The organism is Gordonia sp. NB41Y, assembly GCF_030718915.1.
Taxonomy (GTDB): Bacteria; Actinomycetota; Actinomycetes; order Mycobacteriales; family Mycobacteriaceae; genus Gordonia; species Gordonia desulfuricans.
Genome location: NZ_CP132196.1, coordinates 3,671,689 through 3,691,106 on the forward strand (window position 1 = coordinate 3,671,689; position 19,418 = coordinate 3,691,106).

At 65.6% G+C, this 19,418-nt stretch carries 16 protein-coding genes; 14 read left to right on the plus strand and 2 right to left on the minus strand.

All coding sequences use genetic code 11. From position 1 onward, the window contains the following. Positions 1-35: 35 nt before the first annotated feature. From Q9K23_RS15855 to Q9K23_RS15885, 7 genes are all read left to right on the plus strand, one after another. Positions 36-1,025 carry a carbon-nitrogen hydrolase family protein gene (locus Q9K23_RS15855; protein WP_020791449.1) on the plus strand — a complete coding sequence of 330 codons (990 nt, stop codon included), beginning with the start codon at positions 36-38 and terminating at the stop codon, positions 1,023-1,025. Beyond that, positions 1,022-2,677 (plus strand): amidase, encoded by a 1,656-nt coding sequence (locus tag Q9K23_RS15860; RefSeq protein WP_053777342.1) that lies wholly within the window; start codon positions 1,022-1,024, stop codon positions 2,675-2,677. The genes Q9K23_RS15855 and Q9K23_RS15860 overlap by 4 nt, the downstream gene beginning before the upstream one ends. Then, positions 2,667-4,175 carry an MFS transporter gene (locus Q9K23_RS15865; protein ID WP_020791452.1) on the plus strand — a complete coding sequence of 503 codons (1,509 nt, stop codon included), beginning with the start codon at positions 2,667-2,669 and terminating at the stop codon, positions 4,173-4,175. The genes Q9K23_RS15860 and Q9K23_RS15865 overlap by 11 nt, the downstream gene beginning before the upstream one ends. Then, a complete protein-coding gene (locus tag Q9K23_RS15870; protein ID WP_053777308.1) occupies positions 4,172-4,828 on the plus strand; it encodes an isochorismatase family protein in 657 nt (218 codons plus the stop codon). Before Q9K23_RS15865 ends, Q9K23_RS15870 begins: the two co-directional genes overlap by 4 nt. Positions 4,829-5,020: 192 nt before the next feature. Beyond that, complete coding sequence (locus Q9K23_RS15875; protein ID WP_053777341.1) at positions 5,021-6,205, plus strand: substrate-binding domain-containing protein; 1,185 nt, start codon at positions 5,021-5,023, stop codon at positions 6,203-6,205. A 38-nt stretch (positions 6,206-6,243) separates the two neighbouring features. After that, positions 6,244-7,752: a sugar ABC transporter ATP-binding protein gene (locus Q9K23_RS15880; RefSeq protein ID WP_261977924.1), complete on the plus strand. Its 1,509-nt coding sequence runs from the start codon at positions 6,244-6,246 to the stop codon at positions 7,750-7,752. Then, the gene (locus tag Q9K23_RS15885) at positions 7,752-8,828 is read left to right on the plus strand and encodes an ABC transporter permease (protein ID WP_020792255.1); all 1,077 of its coding nucleotides are present in this window, start codon (positions 7,752-7,754) and stop codon (positions 8,826-8,828) included. Before Q9K23_RS15880 ends, Q9K23_RS15885 begins: the two co-directional genes overlap by 1 nt. 715 nt (positions 8,829-9,543) lie before the next feature. On the opposite strand, the gene Q9K23_RS15890 is transcribed toward Q9K23_RS15885, so the two are convergent. Beyond that, complete coding sequence (locus Q9K23_RS15890; protein ID WP_305950199.1) at positions 9,544-11,190, minus strand: HNH endonuclease signature motif containing protein; 1,647 nt, start codon at positions 11,188-11,190, stop codon at positions 9,544-9,546. A 257-nt stretch (positions 11,191-11,447) separates the two neighbouring features. Here Q9K23_RS15890 and Q9K23_RS15895 point away from each other — a divergent pair, with 257 nt between their 5' ends. Genes Q9K23_RS15895 through Q9K23_RS15905 form a run of 3 tightly spaced genes read left to right on the plus strand, consistent with a single transcriptional unit; the run spans position 11,448 to position 13,686 of the window. After that, a complete protein-coding gene (locus Q9K23_RS15895; protein ID WP_053778365.1) occupies positions 11,448-11,948 on the plus strand; it encodes an NAD(P)H-dependent oxidoreductase in 501 nt (166 codons plus the stop codon). Positions 11,949-11,953: 5 nt separating this feature from the next. Further along, positions 11,954-12,451, plus strand: coding sequence for a flavin reductase family protein (locus tag Q9K23_RS15900; protein WP_053778366.1), 498 nt, complete (start codon positions 11,954-11,956; stop codon positions 12,449-12,451). Beyond that, complete coding sequence (locus Q9K23_RS15905) at positions 12,451-13,686, plus strand: bifunctional 3,4-dihydroxy-2-butanone-4-phosphate synthase/GTP cyclohydrolase II (RefSeq protein ID WP_020789634.1); 1,236 nt, start codon at positions 12,451-12,453, stop codon at positions 13,684-13,686. Before Q9K23_RS15900 ends, Q9K23_RS15905 begins: the two co-directional genes overlap by 1 nt. A gap of 200 nt (positions 13,687-13,886) precedes the next feature. On the opposite strand, the gene Q9K23_RS15910 is transcribed toward Q9K23_RS15905, so the two are convergent. Next, positions 13,887-15,515: a hypothetical protein gene (locus Q9K23_RS15910; protein WP_187343581.1), complete on the minus strand. Its 1,629-nt coding sequence runs from the start codon at positions 15,513-15,515 to the stop codon at positions 13,887-13,889. A 190-nt stretch (positions 15,516-15,705) separates the two neighbouring features. On the opposite strand from Q9K23_RS15910, the gene Q9K23_RS15915 reads away from it, so the two are divergent. From Q9K23_RS15915 to Q9K23_RS15930, 4 genes are read left to right on the plus strand one after another with little or no spacing between them, the layout of a single operon-like run. After that, positions 15,706-16,635, plus strand: coding sequence for an ABC transporter permease (locus Q9K23_RS15915; protein WP_020789632.1), 930 nt, complete (start codon positions 15,706-15,708; stop codon positions 16,633-16,635). Then, positions 16,632-17,411: an ABC transporter ATP-binding protein gene (locus tag Q9K23_RS15920; protein WP_053778351.1), complete on the plus strand. Its 780-nt coding sequence runs from the start codon at positions 16,632-16,634 to the stop codon at positions 17,409-17,411. The genes Q9K23_RS15915 and Q9K23_RS15920 overlap by 4 nt, the downstream gene beginning before the upstream one ends. Continuing rightward, entirely contained in the window at positions 17,408-19,021 is a 1,614-nt protein-coding gene (locus Q9K23_RS15925; protein WP_053778352.1) for an FAD-binding protein, read from the plus strand. Before Q9K23_RS15920 ends, Q9K23_RS15925 begins: the two co-directional genes overlap by 4 nt. Then, the gene (locus tag Q9K23_RS15930; RefSeq protein WP_053778353.1) at positions 19,018-19,389 is read left to right on the plus strand and encodes a ferredoxin family protein; all 372 of its coding nucleotides are present in this window, start codon (positions 19,018-19,020) and stop codon (positions 19,387-19,389) included. Before Q9K23_RS15925 ends, Q9K23_RS15930 begins: the two co-directional genes overlap by 4 nt. Positions 19,390-19,418 lie beyond the last annotated feature (29 nt).

Consider the following 19,418-nt stretch of genomic DNA (forward strand, 5'->3'; position numbering starts at 1 on the left):
GCTCGCCACACCTCTTTGCCGAAGGACTCCCCGACATGTCTTCCCGCACAATCGCCATCGCCATCGCCCAGGCCGGTGGCCTCGTCGAGGACATCGACGCCAACATGGCCACGCTGGCCGATCTGGTCCGGACGGCTGCCGCCCCGACCGCCGATGGGGGAGCTCCCGATCTGGTGGTCCTGCCCGAACTCATCACCACCCCCTACTTCTGCACCACCCACGAGGTCGACCGATCGGGTTGGGCGCAACCGATTCCTGGACCGGCAACTGCGATACTGGCCGATGTCGCGCGGGAATGCGGCACGGCGATCGCCTTCGGGATGTTCGAGCGGACCGTCGACGGGACCACGCACAACTCGGTTGCGATCCTCACCGCCGATGGTGACGTGGTGGACTGGCACACTGCGACAGGTGAGCTGACGCCGGCGTACCGGAAGCTGTCGCTTCCGGCCTCCAAGGTCGGCGACATCGACATCGACGAGAAGTACCACTTCGCACCTGGGCCGGCCCCGGTGACCGTCGACCTTCTCGGCACCCGTTTCGGTGCCGTCATCTGCTATGACCGCAGTTTTCCCGAGTACTGGGGCGTCGCCCGGTTGGCCGGTGCGGAGGTGATGCTCGCGATCGTCTCGTCCCTGGGAACCCGGGAGGCGCTGTTTCTCGCGGAGTTGCAGACGCGCGCAATGGAATCACAGACATGGGTGATCGCCGCCAACCGTGGCGGACCAGAACACCTCGACGGGACCACGGTCTCGTACTTCGGCCTGTCGTGCGTGATCGCACCGAACGGCACGATCGTCGCCCAGGCGCCCGCACACGAGGCCGGTGCCGTACTGCGCGCGACCGTCGACCTCGATGAGGTGACGCGCACGCGTGTGGCCTTTCCGCTTATGCGTGATCGTCGCCCCGAGGTGATGCACCAGCTCGCCGCTCTGTCCGACAGATCCCTCACCCCGAATCCGATCGGGGTGGCGGCCGGCACGATGTCGATCCAAGGGTTGGCCACGTCTGGGGGTCGGTGGTGACCGCTCCGTACTATCCCGATCTGACCCGTGGTAGCGCATCATCACCCGACGAACTGCTTCCTGCCGCGACCGCTGACATGACGGAGGTGCTGGAAACCTCGCGCAGCAGCCCATTGCCGTCGGCACCGGATGCGCCGGGTTCGGAGCCCATCGACTTCATCGCGGTGTTGCACGGCGCATCCGTGCCCGGCCGGTTTCCGGGACTGCCGGTCCCGCCGACACCCATGCGGCCCGACGTTCCCTTTCATGATCTCGGCGTCGGAGAACTACTGCACGCCTATGCATCTGGCCGCGCAGCCGTTGTGGATGTCCTGTCCGTACTCCGAACCCGCTGGGATAGAACAGAACTGGCTCCGGGTGCGGTCCTTGCTGTGATCGATGGTCTCGACGAGCTCGCCGCCGAGGCGGATCGCCGATGGCGCAGCGGCACCGCCCGGCCGCTGGAAGGTGTCTTCTTCGGTGTCAAGGACATGATCGACGTGGCCGGGGCGCCGGTCACGGCCGGTTCGGTTGTCACCGGTGATCGGATCGCCACTCGGGACGCCGTGGTCGTCGCCCGGCTCCGTGCCGCAGGCGCGATTCCCGCATTGATCACCGCGACGACGGAGTTCGCCTGCGGTGCACCGGTCAACGCCCGATACGGCGTGGTCCGCAACCCATGGGACACCGATCGCTGGACTGGCGGGTCGTCGACCGGATCGGCCGGTGCGCTTGCCGCAGGACTGGTGCCGTTCGCCCTCGGCACCGATACCGGCGGATCGATCCGGGTGCCGAGTGCGCTGTGCGGATTGTCCGGTCTGAAACCCACCTACGGGCTGGTTCCGCGGACCGGGGTCGTCTCGTTGGCGTGGAGTCTCGACCACGTCGGGCCGATGGCCCGGTGTGCCGACGACCTACGTCTCGTGCTGCCGCATCTGCTCGGTACGGATGCCGGGGATGCCACCGGCTCGCCGACCCAGGTGTGGGACCAGGTGAGGTCGCAGTCGCTCTCGCCTGACCGACGGCCGTCCGTCGGTGCACAGCGAGTCGGAGTACCCACCCGCTGGTTCACCGACCTCTGTGATTCCGGCGTGCGTCAGGCCTGGCACCAGGCGATCGGACGACTCGCCACGGCGGGAGTGGAGATCGTCGACGTGGATCTGCCGTCCATGCGGTTGATCCATGACGAGCTGACCGTGATCCTCACGAGCGAGTTGGCATCGAACCAAGAAGCCGTCGCCGACCGATTCGCCGACCACGACCTCGGCATGCAGGTCCGGATCGTTCGAGGTGGGGTGCCGTCGGCGGTCGACTACCTCCGGGCATTGCGCCGCCGGGCCGGTGCGCTGCGTGACACGATCGCCGCCTTCGATGCTGGTGCGGTGGACCTGCTGATCACTCCGGGTGTCGGTGGGGTCGCTCCCGAATTGTCCGACCTGAGGATCGAGGTCGACGGTGACCGGATTCCCATGCAGGCGATGATCGGCCGTAACACCGGACCCTTCGACTACCTGGGACTGCCGGCCGTGATGATCCCCGCCGGAACATCGGCGGGCCTGCCGGTGGGAATGCAGATCGTCGGCCGCCCCTGGGCCGACGATGCCGTGCTCGGGCTCGCGTCGGTGTTCCAGACCCTCACCACGCACCACCAGCGTCGCTTCGATGACCGATGACCTGGCGGTAGATGTTGCAGTGCAGCGACATTCACGCCCGTGGCTGGTGTTCGCCACCACGAGCATAGGGGTGCTGGCGGTCTTCATCTCGATGAGTGGCCTGACCGTGGCCTTGCCCACGTTGACCCGTGAGCTCTCGGCGACTCCAGCACAATCGACGTGGATCGTGCTCGGCTACATGGTGGTCACGACCGCCCTGATCCTCGTGTTCGGACGACTGGCCGACATCGTGGGCCGAAGGCCGTTGTACCTCGGTGGACTGGCGGTGTTCGCGGTGGCGAGTGCGGCGTGTGTGTTCGCACCGTCGGCGGAGTGGCTGATAGTCGCACGAATCCTGCAGGGTGTCGGGGCGGGTGCAGTGGTCACCAACAACACCGCCCTGCTCACCGATGTCTTTCCGACACATCTACTCGGCCGCGCGCTCGGGTGGAACGCCACCGTTGCGGCGCTCGGGCAGGTCGTGGGTCCGCTCATCGGGGGTGCTGCCACGGCTCTGCTCGGCTGGCACGGACTGTTCCTCGTGGTGACTCCGCTCGCGGTGATCGCCACCGTCACCTCGGTACTGGTCATCCCGCGTTCGCCTCGGGTCCGACGTCGGCGCGAACACTTCGATGTAGTGGGTGCACTGCTGTCCACAACACTCTTGACAGGGATCGTCCTCGCCCTGACCCCGGGCTTGTCCGGGCCCGCATGGATGCCATTTGTGTACGGCACGGGATCGATGGTGCTTGCCGTCGTGATGGTCGCGTGGTTTGTCCGGCGGAGTGAACCGCTCATCGATCTGACCCTCTTTCGGGATCGGCGGGTCGGCATCATCATGGTGGCGGCACTTCTCACGGCTGTCACCACATACGCTGTTCCACTGATCATCTCGCTGTTCGAGCAGGCAGCAGAAGGAACCTCACCGTTCGTTGCCGGAATCCTGGTTATGCCGGTGGCCCTGGGTACCGTGCTGGCGGCATCGGTGGCCGGATCGGTGGTGAATCGGTACAGCCCGCGGACGCTGATGGCGATCGGGCTCGTCTTGATCACCATGGGATTGGGCGGCATGACGCTGCTGCTGACGCCGGACTCGACGCCCCGATGGGCCTCGGCCCTGTGTCTTGCGTTGATCGGTATGGGTATCGGATTGTTCATGACACCCAGCACGAGCGCGCTGATGCTGACCGTGGACCCGCAACGACGGGGAATCGCGAACGGTTTGCGATCGATGCTGCAGAACGTGGGCAATCTTCTCGGCACCGCGCTGATCCTGTCCATCGCCACGATCGGACTCGGGGCGAGTGCTCGCGAGGCCACCTACGCGGGGGCGACCGATTCGCTCGGCGCGGCCGACATCGGGGTTCTGATCGGCAATCTTCGGTGGGGTGGTCTGGTCCTGACCGTGGTCGCCGCCATCGGAGTCCTGGTGTGCCTGATGTTTCCTCGAACCCCGGTCACCGTCACGCCGGTCGACCTCGATGACGATGACCCGATCTCTGTGAAGGAGCCAGTATGACCATCGGTGATGGGCGAGCCGCGCAGGCCGCCGACTATGCCAAGGCCGGGTTCGGGCTGCCGCTGGAGCCCGGGGACCGCCCGGCGGTGATCGTGGTGGATCCGGCGCGCGCCTATGTGGACGTCGACTGTCCGCTGTACGCCGGTGTGGAGGCCGCGGCCGAGGCCATGCGGGCGTTGGTGGAACTCGCCCGCGAGCGCGGCATCCCGGTGATCTTCACCGAGGTACGACTACGTGCTGATGGCCGTGACGCGGGACTGTTCTTCCGGAAGTCCGGAACTCTGCAGGCCTTCTGTGAGGGAAGCCCGTTCGCCGAACCGATCGACGGGCTCGAGGCGCGTCCTGGCGAGTTGGTCATCACCAAGAAGTACGCGAGTGGCTTCTTCGGGACGCACCTTGCGTCGTCGCTCAATGCTGATCGGATCGACACGGTGCTCATCGCAGGACTCTCCACCAGTGGATGTGTGCGCGCGACAACGCTGGATGCCATGCAGAACGGATTTGTCCCAATCGTCGTCGAGGATGCTGTGGGTGATCGGGATGATGTCATCCACCGATCGAATCTCTTTGATATGCAACAGAAAATGGCAGAAGTCTGGCCACTCTCGCGAGTCTCTGAGTACGTGGCTGGACTCGCAGTCCCTGACGCGTAGACCACATCTGGGCGGGGGTCCGGCGTTTACACAACGCACACAATCTCGTCGGTAGACGCAACATGCATTCGATACATTCGAAGTCACAGAATACATTCGAAGTCATGCCAGTCTGGTGATGTGCCTACGTCGTCACGATCCTGCTGGATGTCACCCTCCTTCCACCTCTCATCGCGCAGGAGTTCCATGTTCATGTCCACAGCAGCATCCCCATCCACCCGACGAGTCGGTCGTAGTCTGTTTGCGGCGGTGAGCATCAGCGCTGCCCTGTCCCTGGCGGCATGTAGCGGCGGTGCATCGGGATCCGACGCATCGGAGGCCGACATCAAGGCAGGCATAGAAGCCGCGTCGGCGCAATTGGCGAAGTACTCCGGGGATCCCGAATTCACCTTGGACGCACCGGCGTTCCCGATGAAGAACATCGCAGGGAAGACCATCTTCGCGATTCCCACCAGCAGTGAGAACCCGTACAACGTCGCGGTCGACGAGGAATCGAAGAAGGTGGCCGAGCGGTACGGGGCCACGTGGATCGAGTACACCAATCAGGGGCAGCCAACCCAGTGGTCGATGGGCGTCGAGCAGGCCGTGAATCAAAAAGTCGACGTGATCGTGCTCTCGCAGGGCATCGATGCATCGCTGATCAAGCCGGCTCTGGAGAAGGCCAAGGCCGCGGACATTCCGGTGGTCCTCAGTCACACCATCCTGACCGGCGAGCAGATGCCCGAAGACCTGCAGCCACTGATCGCGGCCTACACCGATGCTCCTCTGCGAGAAGCCAACCGGCTCACGGTCGACTGGATGATCACCCAGACCGAAGGCAAGGGCAATGCCATCATCATCACTTCCGACGAGGTGCCGCCGGCGAAGGCAGAAGTGGTGGCGATGGAGGACGAGATATCCAAGAACTGCCCGGCTTGTACCTACAAGGTGGTGAACGTTCCGGTTGCCGACTGGGCCACCAAGATCCAGCCGGAGATCCAGTCGGCGCTCTCGGCCGATCCCTCGATCAATTTCGTTCTGCCCATCTATGATTCGATGTCGTTATACGCACAGGCAGGAATCCAGGCTGCCGGCGCCAAGGGTAAGGTGCAGATCTCGTCGGTGAGCGGAACGCCCGCTGTCCTCAAGATCCAGCAGGATGAGGGCATCGTGACAATGAATGTCGGCGAGTCGATTCCGTGGCTTGCGTGGGCAACGCTGGACCAGGTCGGACGGCTTCTCAACGGCTTGCCGCCGGTCGCCGATGGCGCAGAGAAGACGCCACTGAAAGTGATCACCGCCGAGAACATCGACGCGTTCGGTACTCCGCCGGTTGCCGGGAAGGGCTACGGCGACGCATATGTGAGGGGTTACGAGGCGCTGTGGGGCGCTCCGTGACCGGCATGTCACCGACTGCCCGGGTGGAGCGGGACCCGGTGGTCAACATCGTCGGGCTGTCGAAGACCTTCGGCACCCACCGGGTCTTGGACAACGTGGGAATGACCATTCATGCCGGGGAGGTCCACGGACTACTCGGTGAGAACGGATCCGGTAAGTCCACGTTGATCAAAGTTCTGGCCGGATTCCACGAACCGGATCCCGGCTCGTCGCTGCAGGTTCGAGGTCGAGATATCGCCTTGCCGATCAGTGCCGGGGGGTTTCGGGAACTCGGGATCAGCTTTGTGCATCAGGATCTCGCGCTCGTACCGGATCTGTCTGTGGTGGAGAACCTTCGGGTCGGCCAGGTTGTCGCCGGCTCGTCGCCGTGGATCTCTTGGCGTCGCGAACGTGACTATGCCAAAGACCTTTTCGCCACATACGGTATCGACATCGATCCGGCGGAACCGGTGTCGGCGCTCAGTGCTACCGAAAAGGCGCTGCTGGCGTTGATGCGTGCGGTGGACGAGCTGGACGACAGACGCACTCTGCTCGTACTCGACGAGCCCACGGTGTTCCTGCCCCGTGAGGGTACGGACCTGTTGTTCTCGGTGGTGCGTAACATCATCGCGGACCGCAAAGCCGCAGTGCTGTTCGTTTCGCACGACCTCGACGAGGTTCTGACGCATACCGACCGGGTGACGATCCTGCGGGACGGCAAGCCACAAGGGACGCACTCGACATCCTCGCTGGACACCGAGAGCCTGATCGAGCTCATCGTCGGGTCCGCCGTTGCAGACGAGCGCCATAATGCGCCTAGGGATTTCAACGGGGTGGCCGCACTCGCCCGTGTCCGGGAACTGTCTTGCGACCGCGTCAACTCGGTAGATCTGAGTGTCCATCCCGGTGAGATCGTCGGGATCACCGGCATCGCAGGATCGGGATATGACGACGTACTGCCCGCGCTCTATGGCGCGAGCCGGGCCGACGGCGGCGAACTGTCGGTGGGTGAGCACACCCTTGCGCTGGTATCGGTGAGTCCGATCGAGTCACTCGAAGCCGGAGTGGTGTACATCCCGCCAGATCGAAAGGTCGAGGGGAGTGCGCCCGAACTGTCGGTCGCCGACAACGTCACGCTTCCGGTGTTGTCTCGGTTGGTGCGGCCTCGACACCTGAAGACCGTCGCGATGCGGATCGCGGAGACGTGTGACGTCCGTCCGCGGGATCCCTCTGCAACATATGGTTCGCTGTCGGGTGGAAATCAACAGAAAGCACTGTTCGGCAAGTGGTTGCAGCTCGATCCGAGACTGATACTGCTCGCCGAACCGACCCAGGGCGTCGATGTGGGCGCGCGTGCCCGCATCTTCGAACTCCTCCGCGCCACCGCAGACGGCGGCGCGGCCATCATGGTGGCCAGCTCCGATTATGAGCAACTCGCGGTTCTGTGTGATCGCGTCTTGGTCATGGCGAACGGCGACATCGTCACCGAGCTCACCGGGAGCGACATCGCCAAACGAACGATCTCAGATACCGTGCTCAGCTCGACCCGAGAGGTTGTGAACGTCTGATGCCCACCGAAGTCTCTTCGCCTACGTCGGGCGGTGCTGCAGCCGCCGACACCGCGGTCTCGAAGACCACCGATCTCGTCGTCGCCGAGCCGAAGTCCCCACGACGGTACCTGCGCGGGAACGGACTGTTCGAACGCTACGCACTGGTTGCGGCGCTGGTGGTGGTGTTCGCCTTCTTCTCGATCCTCAAACCGGAGGTCTACCCGACTGCGAGCAACATCCAGAACATCCTGGGGTCACAGGCCGTACTGCTGATCTTGGCGCTGGGTCTGATCGTGCCGCTCACCGCAGGCGAGTTCGACCTGTCGAGCGTTTCGGTGATGTCCCTGTCTGCCATGATGATCGCGGTCTTGAACGTCCAGCATGGCTGGTCCCTCGGTTCGGCAGTGATAGTTGCGCTGATCGCGACATTGGTGGTCGGTCTGATCAATGCGTTCCTTGTCGTGCGGCTCCAGATCGATTCGTTCATTGCCACTCTGGGCTCTGGGACCGTGGTACTCGGTGTAGTGCAGTGGATCTCCAAGTCCACTTCGGTCACGGGAATTGATTCGGCACTCGTCGAGGCAACCGTCGGTACTCGCGTCTTCGGGGTGTCGTTGCAGTTCTACTATGCGTTGGTCCTGGTGGTCATCGTCGCGTTGATCTTCCAGTTCACCCCGGTCGGCCGCCGACTGCTGTTCGTCGGCCGGGGTGCGGCCGTCGCACGACTCAGTGGACTGCACGTCGATCGGATTCGGGCAGGCGCTTTGGTCACCTCATCGGGTATCGCCGGTATCGCGGGCATCATCTACGCGGGCATGCTCAGTGGCGCCGACCCGTCGTCGGGGCAGTCGTTCATGCTGCCGGCATTCGCCGCCGCCTACCTTGGTGCGACCGCGATCATCCCGGGCCGGTTCAATGCCGTCGGGACCTTGTTCGCGGTGTACTTTCTCGCCGCGGGTGTCGTGGGACTGCAGATGCTCGGTGTGGCCAGCTTTGTGCAGCAGCTGTTCTACGGTGGGGCGCTGATCATGGCGGTCGCATTGTCGGGGGCTGTACGTCGCCGGTCGACCACCAAAGCCCCTGCACGTAGGTGAGGTAGGTGTCGAAATCACCGCTGGTCGCGGGGGGCGGTGACCACCTCCGAGGTGGTCACGTCGACGACGTCGGCCGACAGAGGTTTCGACACGTCTCGTCGCTTCGCTCCTCATCGGCTCAACCAGCAACGGCCAGTGGCTGATTGAGCGGGAACCCTCCTCCGATGATTGAGCCGGGACCGAGCCGGAACGGCGAGGTCCCGAGTCGAAATCTCCGCAGCCTACCTCGGATGGTGACCACCTCTGAGGTGGTCACGTCACATCGTCGGCTCAACCAGCAACCGCCAGTGGCTGTTTGAGTCGCGACCGTCCTCCGATGATTGAGCCGGGACCGAGCCGGAAGGGCGAGGACCCGTGTCGAAATCTCCGCAGCCTACCTCGGGTGGTGAGCACCTCGGAGGTGGTCACGTCGACATCGTCGGCCGACAGAGGTTTCGACACGCCTCGTCGCTGCGCTCCTCATCGGCTCAACCAGCAACCGCCAGTGGCTGATTGAGCCGGGACCGTCCTCCGATGATTGAGCCGGGACCGAGCCGGAACGGCGAGGACCCGAGTCGAAATCCCCGCAGCCTACCTCGGATGGTGACCACCTCCGAGGTGGTCACGTCGACGACGTCGGCCGACGGAGGTTTCGACACGCCTCGTCGCTCCGCTTCTCATCGCCTCAACCAGCAACCGCCAGTGGCTGATTGAGCCGTAACTCGATCACCACCGATCAGAACGGTGGCGGGTTCGCCTCATCCCACCGCCGACGAGCCAGATCAGCCCGACGCCGATGCTCCCGATACAACTCGGCGATCTTCTCCCGCGCCGGATGATCCGGCGGCTTCGGCACCAACTCGGCCAACCCCAGGAACAGATCGGTACCCCGATACGCATTCCCCACAAAGTAATGCCCCGTCGGCGACCCGAACACCGCCCGCCCGAACTCGTCGGTGAAATCCCGCCACCCGGTGAACGTCTTCATCCGATGATGAAGACGACACAACGGTTTCAGATTCCACCACTCCGTCGGACCCCGCTCCGGATGACCATGATCATAGGGTTCGGTGTGATCGACATCCGACGACCACGCCCGATTGTTACACCCCGGCCACGTACAACACAGATCGGCGGCAAAGGCGTACGCGGTCTTCTGTTTCCCCGGCCGATACCGCATCCGCGCCGACCGCTGCATCATCTCCCGGGTGATCGCGGTGGTCCGGGTGAACTCCTGCATCGCCAACTCCCGGACGGTATCGGCATCGATCACCCCACCGTCATCGGTGAACCCCGGCTCGTCATCTTCACCATCGAGGGTCGACTGACTGGCGATCACATGAATCACCACCCCCACCACCGGAGCCGCACTCCCATCAGGGTCAACGCCCGCATCGGGTTCCCCGCTCGTATCGGGGTCGGTGAGCGGGGTCGGCTCCGACACCGCAACCTCGGCCGCGGCAACACACTGCGGGCACAGACACCGCAACTGCTGGTGCACCGAACTCGCGATCAACGCATCCGAACGACGCTGGGCCAGACTCCGCGGATCCTCGGCATGCACCGACTCGGCCATCGCGGTCAACCGGGCATCAACCAGGGCGGCATCCACATCCGGCAGACTCGCGGTGATCCGCGACTGCCCCGGCACGAACCGATCCTGGGTCACGGTCACCTTACGTTCGGCCTTCGCATGAGCGCGACGCCGTTTCACCGCGTCCGGATCGACCACGGCCACGGTCTTGTCGACCATGGTGGTGAACCGCTTCACCGACATCTGGTCACGGGCATAGATCTGCTCGGCGATCCGGGCGTCGACCTGCTCGATCGATTCCGGAGTCACCAACCGGGTCCTTGCCACCACGATCCGGAAACGTTGCTCATCGATCCGGCCCTGCGCCAGGGTGGCCGCGGTCAACGGCACCCGATACCGCAACGCATCACCGAGGGTGATCACCTCACGGGCCACCGCCGGCGGAACACACAACACCGCACCCACATGCGCGATGGCCTGTTCCAAACCATCCGGGCCATAGCGGGCCCGTGGATCCTCACCACAGCGAGCAGCGGTGACCGCCGCCTCGAACGCCTCGATCGAGTCCATCTCGCCCGAGGTGTGTTCGGCCATCTGCTGGTGATGAGACTCTTCGTAGTCCTCGTAGAGCAACGACGCGGCCTGCAACATCCGGTACCAGGCCGTCGCCCGGGTCGCCGCACAGTGGGCGAGGATCTCGGTCAGGTCACCGGCATCGAGTTCCTCATCGCCCCAATACCGTTCGGCCACCGGTACCGCAAACGGCTGCAACTCCACCAGGTCCTGCCACGACAACCCGCCCTCACCGGCCGTGCCGGCCGGTTGTGCTGACGCCATCCCCGAGGTCATGCACCGAACATACAGACGAGGTCCGACAAACTGAGGGCCTGCCGCGATCGGGGCGGCCGATGAATGTGCGTGGCACGGGATGTCGACGGCTCGCGCCTTCCTTCACGTGTGCTGTTCGCAGGCGGTTCTGCCGGTGCCCGGCCATCGGGAGCGTGTGTGGCGGGTTCGTTTACACAACGAACACAATCGAGGGGACCGATGCAACATGACCTCGATACATTCGAAGTCATTCACGATTCATGAAGGAGTCACGCCAGATGATCACCACCGTCGTAGCCGGAAATCCGAAGGCCGGCTCTCGGACGCTCGACGCAGCAACCCGGCTCGCCGCCACGCTGACCGGCGCGGATCCGACCAATATCGTCGACATCGTGGAGTTGGGTTCCGGTCTCCTGGGATGGGGAGACGAAAAGGTCTCTGCCGCCGTGGAAACGGTGGCGAAGTCGGATCTGGTCATCGTTGCGAGCCCCACATTCAAGGCGACGTACACCGGAATCCTGAAGCTCTTCCTGGACCAGTTCGCGACCGGCGACGGGCTGCGCGGCGTCACGGCGGTGCCACTCATGCTCGGTGCGGGTCCCGCACATGCGATGGCGCCGGACCTGCTACTCAAGCCGGTGCTCGTCGAACTCGGTGCCACCTGCCCCGCTGCAGGCCTGTATCTGATCGATTCCACCTACACCACCGACACGCGCATCGCCGACTACACCGGTCGATGGGGATCGACGGTGCTCGCGTCGGCACGAGACGAGGCATGATGGCCATGAATGGAATCCCCCTCGACGGAACGGCTCTCCGCCACGCGTTCGCGCACATCCCGGCCGGGGTCGTCGCCATTTGTGCCGAGGCAGGCGGCGAGCGTATGGGTATGGCCGCGAGTTCTTTTGTCCCGGTGTCGCTGGACCCACCGCTGGTCGCCTTCTGTGTGCAGAACACGTCGTCGACCTGGCCGCAACTGGCGGCACTGCCGCGGCTCGGAATCAGTGTTCTCAGTGCCGATCACGCGATCGCGGCCCGGAGTCTCGCGGCGAAGTCCGGTGACAGGTTCGCCGACGTCGACACCCGCACGCATGATGGTGGTGCGGTCTTCATCGAGGGGTGTGGCATTCACCTCGACGTGACCGTGGAACAAGAGCTTCCGGCAGGTGATCATCGGATCGTCTTGATGCGTGTGCACGCCGCACACTCGGCCGGTGAACCCGACACCCCGATCGAACCGATCGTGTTTCACCGCAGCATGTTCCGGACTCTGGTGGCGTGATGGGAAGCATCGAGACCGCGCTGGCCGACCTACGAGCGGGCAAACCGGTACTGGTGATCGACGACGCCGGCCGTGAGAACGAGGGCGACGTGATCCTGCCCGCCGCATCGGCGACGACCGAGTGGATGGCGTGGACCATCCGGCACACGTCGGGCTATGTGTGCGTCGCCATGCCCGACGGTCGCGCAGATCAGTTGCACCTGCCGCGGATGGTCGAGCAGAACGAGGATCCACGGGGGACGGCCTACTGCGTGGCCGTCGACGCGGTGGCCGGGGTGACCACCGGAATCAGCGCCGCAGACCGGGCCACCACGGTGCGAGTGCTGGCAGACCCCGACACTCGCTTCGATGACCTGTCGCGACCCGGCCATGTCGTCCCGCTCCGGGCCCGAGCCGGAGGAGTTCTCGAGCGGCCCGGTCACACGGAAGCCGCCGTGGATCTGTGTCGCTATGCGGGGCTGCCGCCGGTCGCCGCCATCTGTGAGTTGGTGTCAGATGACGGCTCGATGATGCGGGCACCCGAGATCGCCGATCTTGCAGCTGTTCACGGTCTATCGGTGCTGACGGTGGCGGACCTGATCGTCTACCGTCACTCCCATCCGATGCCCGAGTCGGCGGATTCGCCACGGGTGAGCCGTGCGGCCGTCACCTCGATTCCCAACGCCTACGGGTCGTTCCGGGCGTACGGATACGCCGACCATGTCACCGGCGCCGAACACATTGCCCTGGTGTCGGGTTCACCCGGTCGCGGCGCGTTGGTGCGGGTGCACTCGGAGTGTTTGACCGGCGAGGCATTCGGGTCACGCCGCTGTGACTGTGGCCCGCAGTTGTCTGCGTCGATGGAGCGGATCGCTCGTGATGGCGGGGTCATCGTCTACCTGCGTGGCCACGAGGGACGCGGCATAGGCCTGGTGAAGAAGCTGGCAGCATATGCCCTGCAAGATGCCGGGATGGACACGATCGCCGCGAACACGGCTCTCGGTGAGGCTGCCGACGGCCGTGAGTATGGCGCTGCTGCAGCCATACTGAACGATCTCGGGGTTGCGGAGGTTCGGCTGTTGACCAACAATCCGGACAAGATCACGGCGATCGAAACCGCGGGTGTGGGTGTGCGGCAACGTGTACCGCTCGTGGTTGGAGCGATGCCGGACAATGTGGAGTACCTCGCGACCAAACGTGAGCGTATGGGGCATCTCCTTCCGGCCGAGGGGGTTCGCACATCTCGGTTGGCGTAGCGGTTGGCCGGATACCGGCTTGTCGTTGCTCACGCTGGGAGATTGATCATCTCCGAGGTGGCGGGTCGGCGAGTTCGGCCGGCGGAGGTTTCGACTCGACTCGTCGCTGCGCTCCTCGTCGGCTCAACCAGCTACGGGCAGTGGCTGATTGGTCTGGAGCCAAGCCCCAGAACTGACGCTGCGGTGGCTTCGGAGGTGCGTCACCGGATCACGAGGTCGGTGCTCGTGGCACTCAGGGTGATCGGGGCGATCTTCTTCTGCCGCATCCATCCGCGGTAGAACGCGGCCACGGCCGGATCGGTGCTGCGGGTGGCGTAGACATCGTCGGGAAGCTCGATGGCGCCGATCAGATGTCTTGGCGTACCTGTCAATCCGGGCTGACTGGGGGTCATCCGCATCCCGTCGGCGGTGTGGAGCAGGACGGGGATGTCGATTCCGTCCGGTGTGGTGACCGTGGCCTCGCGGCTGGTCACCGCGGGATCGAAGTGTTTCACCGACAGTCGGTATCCGGACGGTGCGGCCGACAGCCCGATCTGGTCGAGTAGGCGCGGATCGACGACGCTGTAGGGAAGGCCGATGTCGATCATCGTCTGACCGTCGACGAGGGCGGTGCGCGACGGCAGAGATGCCGACAGGTTCCACGGCGTCGGTGCTGCCAGGGTTGCGGCGGACATGTCCTGGCCGGTGTTGTCCAGGACCGGTCCGTGCAGTGGCCCGCCGGTCGGTACGAACACCCAGGTCGAATCGTGTAAGCCCTTGCGCCAGTAGCCGACCTCGCCGTTCTGACGTCCTTCGACGCGGAGTTCGCGGCGTTCGGCGCCCGGCCCGGTGGAGATGACTGTGATCGCCGAGGTGATCTCACCGGGGATCTTGGGTTGCCGTTTCCAGTCGGGTGCCGGAAGCTGAACCGCCGCGGTCGACCGATCCCAGGTCTCCTGCGTCAGATCGGTGGCGCTGGGCAGTCCGTCCTGGCTCTCCCAGCTGTAGCGGAAGAACACCGAATCCGATCCCGACGAGTCGAAGTCGAAAGTCCGCGTGAACATGTCGCCGTAGCGATTGATGACGAGCATCGTCGACGCCGATGCCGACAGGGCAACGGACCGGAAGCGGCCGCCGAGTGGGCTGCTGATCTCATAGGACCGATCGTTGGGCAGCCAGGGGTCGGCGTACACGATCCGGCTGCCGTCGCCGACCAGGGCGGGGATCATCGTCATCTTGGCCTGGCCGCTCGGGTGCACTCGGCCGGCGATGTCGAGGTATTCACGGTTGTCCGACGGCGAGGTGACCGACAGGGCCCAGCCGTGCGGGCGCACCGTGTTGGGCGGCAGGGTCTGCCCATCGCCGAACCACAGCATGGCGCCGAAGCGCGACGTCCAGTTCCACAGGCGCGGCGAGTGCGTGACGTTGTCCATCGTGTAGATCCACCGACCGCCGTCGATGCCGACCATCTCGTCGTCGTCGAGCGAGATGGCGGTCAGTTGCCCGCGCAGACAGGACGGAAGCGGCACGACGCGCCAGGTGCCGGTGTGCCGCGGACGAGCGATCAGGGTGTGCCCGACCAGGGCGAACTCCCAGTACTTGTTGAACTGCATGCGTTCGGTCCGCAGTTCCACCTCGGCCGGTGCCCCGGTGCCCTGGTAGCGGGGGAGATCGTCGAAACCGGTGCGGTCACCGGTGGCCGGGGCACCCGGCGGGAGCTGTGCGGTCCCGAACGGCACACATGTCGCCGGACCGGCCGCTGCCGGTGCGGGTGCCACGAGTACCGGCAGGACGATCGCGGCGGCAACCGCCGTGACGGCGGCGCTCAGATGTCCTCGGCGAAATCTCATGCCGAGGATGATAGGTCTTTTCCCGATCTGCTCAGGCCGGTCGTCGAACACCTCGACACATCTGGTCCCGGAATTGGGGAGGCGATCTCGCCGACGGTTCCGAACCTCCGTGCGCGAAACCCTGTGACCGGGAGCGGGCTGGACGTAACTTCACTGCTCAATCCAGCCCTCCACATCCGGGAGCACGTCGGTGACCCTGCAACTCGAACCGAGCAAGACCGCGGAACCGAGCAAGACCGCGGAACCGAGCACGACCACGGAACCGAGCGGTACGGCGACCGGCGACGTCGACGCATCGGTATCGACGTCGGGGTCAAGGGCCCGGCGTGCGCTCGATCCCGTACGGTCCTGGCTGTTCGGCGGGCCGGCGATCCGCCTGCTCCGCCAGTCGATCGGCCTCGTCCTGGTGGTGGTGATCTGGCAGCTCGGTGCCCGAACCTGGCTGGGCGCCACCACGCCCGCCCCCACCGAGGTCGTCGACGCAGGGTGGCAGCTGGCCACCAGTGGCGAACTGTGGCATCACCTCGCCGCGTCCACCAGACGCGTCGCGATCGGTCTGGCGATCGGCATCACGATCGGCACCCTGCTCGGGGTGGCCGCCGGACTGGTGCGCGTCGCCGAGGACCTGATCAACGCGCCGGTACAGGTGCTCCGGATGATGCCGGCGGTGGCGCTGGTCCCGGTGTTCATCATCTGGTTCGGGATCGACGACGTCTTCAAGATCGCACTGATCATCGTCGCGCCGATCTTCCCCATGTACGTCAACGTCTTCGCCGGAATCCGCAGTGTGGACCAGAAACTCATCGAGGCCGCGGAATCGTTGAACCTCACCCGGTTCGAGCTCATGCGCTTCATCCTGCTGCCCGGTGCACTCCCGCAGACCTTCGTCGGGTTGCGTCAGGCCCTCGGCATCGGCTGGCTGGTGCTCGTCGTCGCGGAGATGCAGACGACGACGGTGGGGCTCGGCTTCGTGATGAACGACGCCAAGGAATATCTGCGCACCGATCAGATCTTCCTCGTGCTGGTCATCTACGCGGTCCTCGGCCTCGTCACCGACTTCGCCGTCCGGCTGCTGGAGAAGCGTTTCCTCCGCTGGCGCAACGGATTCGAGGGACGATGAGTACGACTGTGCCGTCGGTGGGAACGGCAAGTGGCCTCGACGGCGTCCGGGTCCACGACGCGACACGGCGCTTCGGTGACCGCACCGTACTCGACGGCATCGACCTGACCATCGAACCCGGCGAGTTCGTCTCGCTGCTCGGCGCCAGCGGCTCCGGAAAGTCCACCTTGTTGCGGGGGATCGGCGGCCTCGACGACGGGTTCACCGGAACCATCGAAGCCCCCGACGCCAAGGCGATCGTCTTCCAGGAGCACCGGCTGGTCCCGTGGCTTCCGGTGTGGCGCAACGTGGCCCTCGGGCTGCGCGGTGGTCGGGCGCACGAGCGTGCGGTGGCCGCGCTCGGCGAGGTCGGGTTGGCCACCAAGGAGAACGGCTGGCCCACCACCCTTTCGGGTGGAGAATCCCAACGCGTCGCACTCGCCCGGGCCCTGGTCCGCGAACCGCGACTGCTCCTGCTCGACGAGCCGTTCGGGGCGCTCGACGCCCTCACCCGGATCAACGCACAAGCACTCGTCGAGCACCTGTGGCAGGAACACCGGCCGGCCACCCTCCTGGTCACCCACGACGTCGAAGAGGCCGTGCTGCTGGCGGATCGGGCCCTGGTGTTGCGCGACGGCCGGATCTCCGAGGACATCCGCATCGACCTGCCCCGACCCCGCGACGTGACCGACCACCGATTCGTGGCCTACCGCAAACAACTGCTCGCAGCCCTCGGCGTCGGTGTCGACCACCGCCCCGTGACCACCCACCAGCCCACCGCGACGGAGACAGCGTGACCGAGACCCTCACCCTCACCACCGATGTTCTGATCCTCGGCGGTGGACCCGCCGCGACCTGGGCGGCCATCCACGCCCGTGACGCCGGCGCGGATGTGATCATCGCCGACAAAGGCTATTGCGGGACATCGGGTGCCACCGCCCCGGCCGGGACGGGAGTCTGGTACGTGGTGCCCGACCCGGAACGGCGTGCCGAGGCCAAGGCGAGCCGCGAGAAGCTCGGCGGCTACCTCGCCGACCACGACTGGATGGACCGCGTCCTCGACCAGACCTATGCCAACATGCGTCGCCTCGGCGACGAGGGACGCTATCCGTTCCCGCAAGACGCGCAGACCGGGGAGCCGATCCGCACCGGGGTCCAGGGGCCGGAGTACATGCGCCGGATGCGGGCCTGGGTGCAGCGCAAGGGAGTTCGTATCCTCGATCATTCGCCTGCACTCGAACTGCTCGTCGACGCCGACGGCCGGGTGTCCGGTGCCGCCGGTGTGCGGCGTCAGCTCGGCGTCGACTATCGGATCACCGCCGGTGCCGTCGTCCTCGCAACCGGCGGCTGCGCCTTCCTGTCCCGCGCACTGGGCACCAATGTCGACACCGGCGACGGTGCGTTGATGGCCGCCGAGGTGGGTGCGGAGTTCTCCGGGATGGAGTTCGCCAACGCCTATGCCATCGTGCCCAAGGGCGCCACCGTCACCAAGACCGCCTACTACGGTTATGCGACGTTCTTCCACGAGGACGGGCGCATCGTCGAGGGTGCTGGGTCGACCAAGGGCCGTTCGGTGATCGCACGAACCCTGCTGCAGGAGAAGGTGTATGCGCAGCTCGATCGCGCCGACGAGCGCACCGCCGCACTGATGCGCCAAGGGCAGCCGAACTTCTTCCTGCAGTTCGACCGACGTGGGATCTACCCGTTCACCCAGCGGTTCGAGGTCGATCTGCTCGCCGAGGGCACGGTGCGGGGGACCGGCGGGATCAACGTCGTCGACGACGACTGCTGGACCGGGGTGCCCGGCCTCTACGCCGCCGGTGACGCCGCGACCCGCGAACGCATCTGTGGTGGATTCACCGGTGGCGGCAGCCACAATTCGGCCTGGGCGATGTCGTCGGGGACTTTCGCCGGGAAGGCCGCCGCCCGCGACGGACTGGCCCACGGCCACCGCGGCCGGCTCGCACTGTCCGGTGCGGGACGCGTCGGACTCGGCACCGGACATCACGCCCCGCAGGCCGCAGAGGTGGTGGCCGCGGCGCAGGCTCAGCTGATCCCGTTCGAGAAGAACTACATCCGGCACGGCGACCGGCTCGCCCCCGCGCTCGGCGCACTCGACGGCATCTGGGAGTCGTTGTCGGCCGGTGATTTCGGTGCGCCGTCGACCTCGGAACGGATCGCCACCCGGCAGGCGGCCGCGATCACCGCGGTCGGACGGTGGATCTACGCCTCGGCGCTCGCGCGAACCGAGTCACGCGGGATGAGCAAACGCGACGACCACCCCGACCAGGATTCCGGTCAGCACGGCCACATCCTGTCCGGGGGACTCGACGAGGTGTGGGTGCGACGAGTGCCCGCGCTTCCGGGCGCCCTGGCCGACCGGGCGGCGGGAGTGCTTGTCGCATGATCGAACTCGTCATCGCCGACGCGTGTATCGGCTGCGACAAGTGCGTGGCCGCGTGCCCGACGAATGTCTTCGACAGCACCGAGTCCGGGGTCCCGGTGATCGCGCGCCAGTCCGACTGCCAGACCTGTTTCATGTGTGAGGCGTACTGCCCCACCGACGCGCTCTACGTCGGTCCGGACTCGGCCCCGGCCGACCCGCAGACGTTCACCGCCCCCGCCGATCTGATCGGCAGCTACCGGGCCCATCTGGGCTGGGGGAGCGGGCGACAACCGGGCAGCCGCACCGCGGTGGGACCGCCCATCCCGCATGGCGATCCGCCGCCGCGCATCGACGAACGTATCGCCGCCGCGGCAACTGGCACACCCTGACCCGGCCGGACATCCGATCGGTCGTACCC

Excerpts from the sequence above, each read along its gene's own strand:
- Q9K23_RS15855 (WP_020791449.1), top strand. The coding sequence starts at position 36 with ATGTCTTCCCGCACAATCGCCATCGCCATCGCCCAGGCCGGTGGCCTC.
- Q9K23_RS15875 (WP_053777341.1), top strand. The coding sequence starts at position 5,021 with ATGTCCACAGCAGCATCCCCATCCACCCGACGAGTCGGTCGTAGTCTG.
- Q9K23_RS15910 (WP_187343581.1), bottom strand. The coding sequence starts at position 15,515 with ATGAGATTTCGCCGAGGACATCTGAGCGCCGCCGTCACGGCGGTTGCC.
- Q9K23_RS15905 (WP_020789634.1), top strand. The coding sequence starts at position 12,451 with ATGGGAAGCATCGAGACCGCGCTGGCCGACCTACGAGCGGGCAAACCG.
- Q9K23_RS15930 (WP_053778353.1), top strand. The coding sequence starts at position 19,018 with ATGATCGAACTCGTCATCGCCGACGCGTGTATCGGCTGCGACAAGTGC.
- Q9K23_RS15870 (WP_053777308.1), top strand. The coding sequence starts at position 4,172 with ATGACCATCGGTGATGGGCGAGCCGCGCAGGCCGCCGACTATGCCAAG.
- Q9K23_RS15895 (WP_053778365.1), top strand. The coding sequence starts at position 11,448 with ATGATCACCACCGTCGTAGCCGGAAATCCGAAGGCCGGCTCTCGGACG.
- Q9K23_RS15865 (WP_020791452.1), top strand. The coding sequence starts at position 2,667 with ATGACCGATGACCTGGCGGTAGATGTTGCAGTGCAGCGACATTCACGC.
- Q9K23_RS15920 (WP_053778351.1), top strand. The coding sequence starts at position 16,632 with ATGAGTACGACTGTGCCGTCGGTGGGAACGGCAAGTGGCCTCGACGGC.
- Q9K23_RS15885 (WP_020792255.1), top strand. The coding sequence starts at position 7,752 with ATGCCCACCGAAGTCTCTTCGCCTACGTCGGGCGGTGCTGCAGCCGCC.
- Q9K23_RS15890 (WP_305950199.1), bottom strand. The coding sequence starts at position 11,190 with ATGACCTCGGGGATGGCGTCAGCACAACCGGCCGGCACGGCCGGTGAG.
- Q9K23_RS15900 (WP_053778366.1), top strand. The coding sequence starts at position 11,954 with ATGAATGGAATCCCCCTCGACGGAACGGCTCTCCGCCACGCGTTCGCG.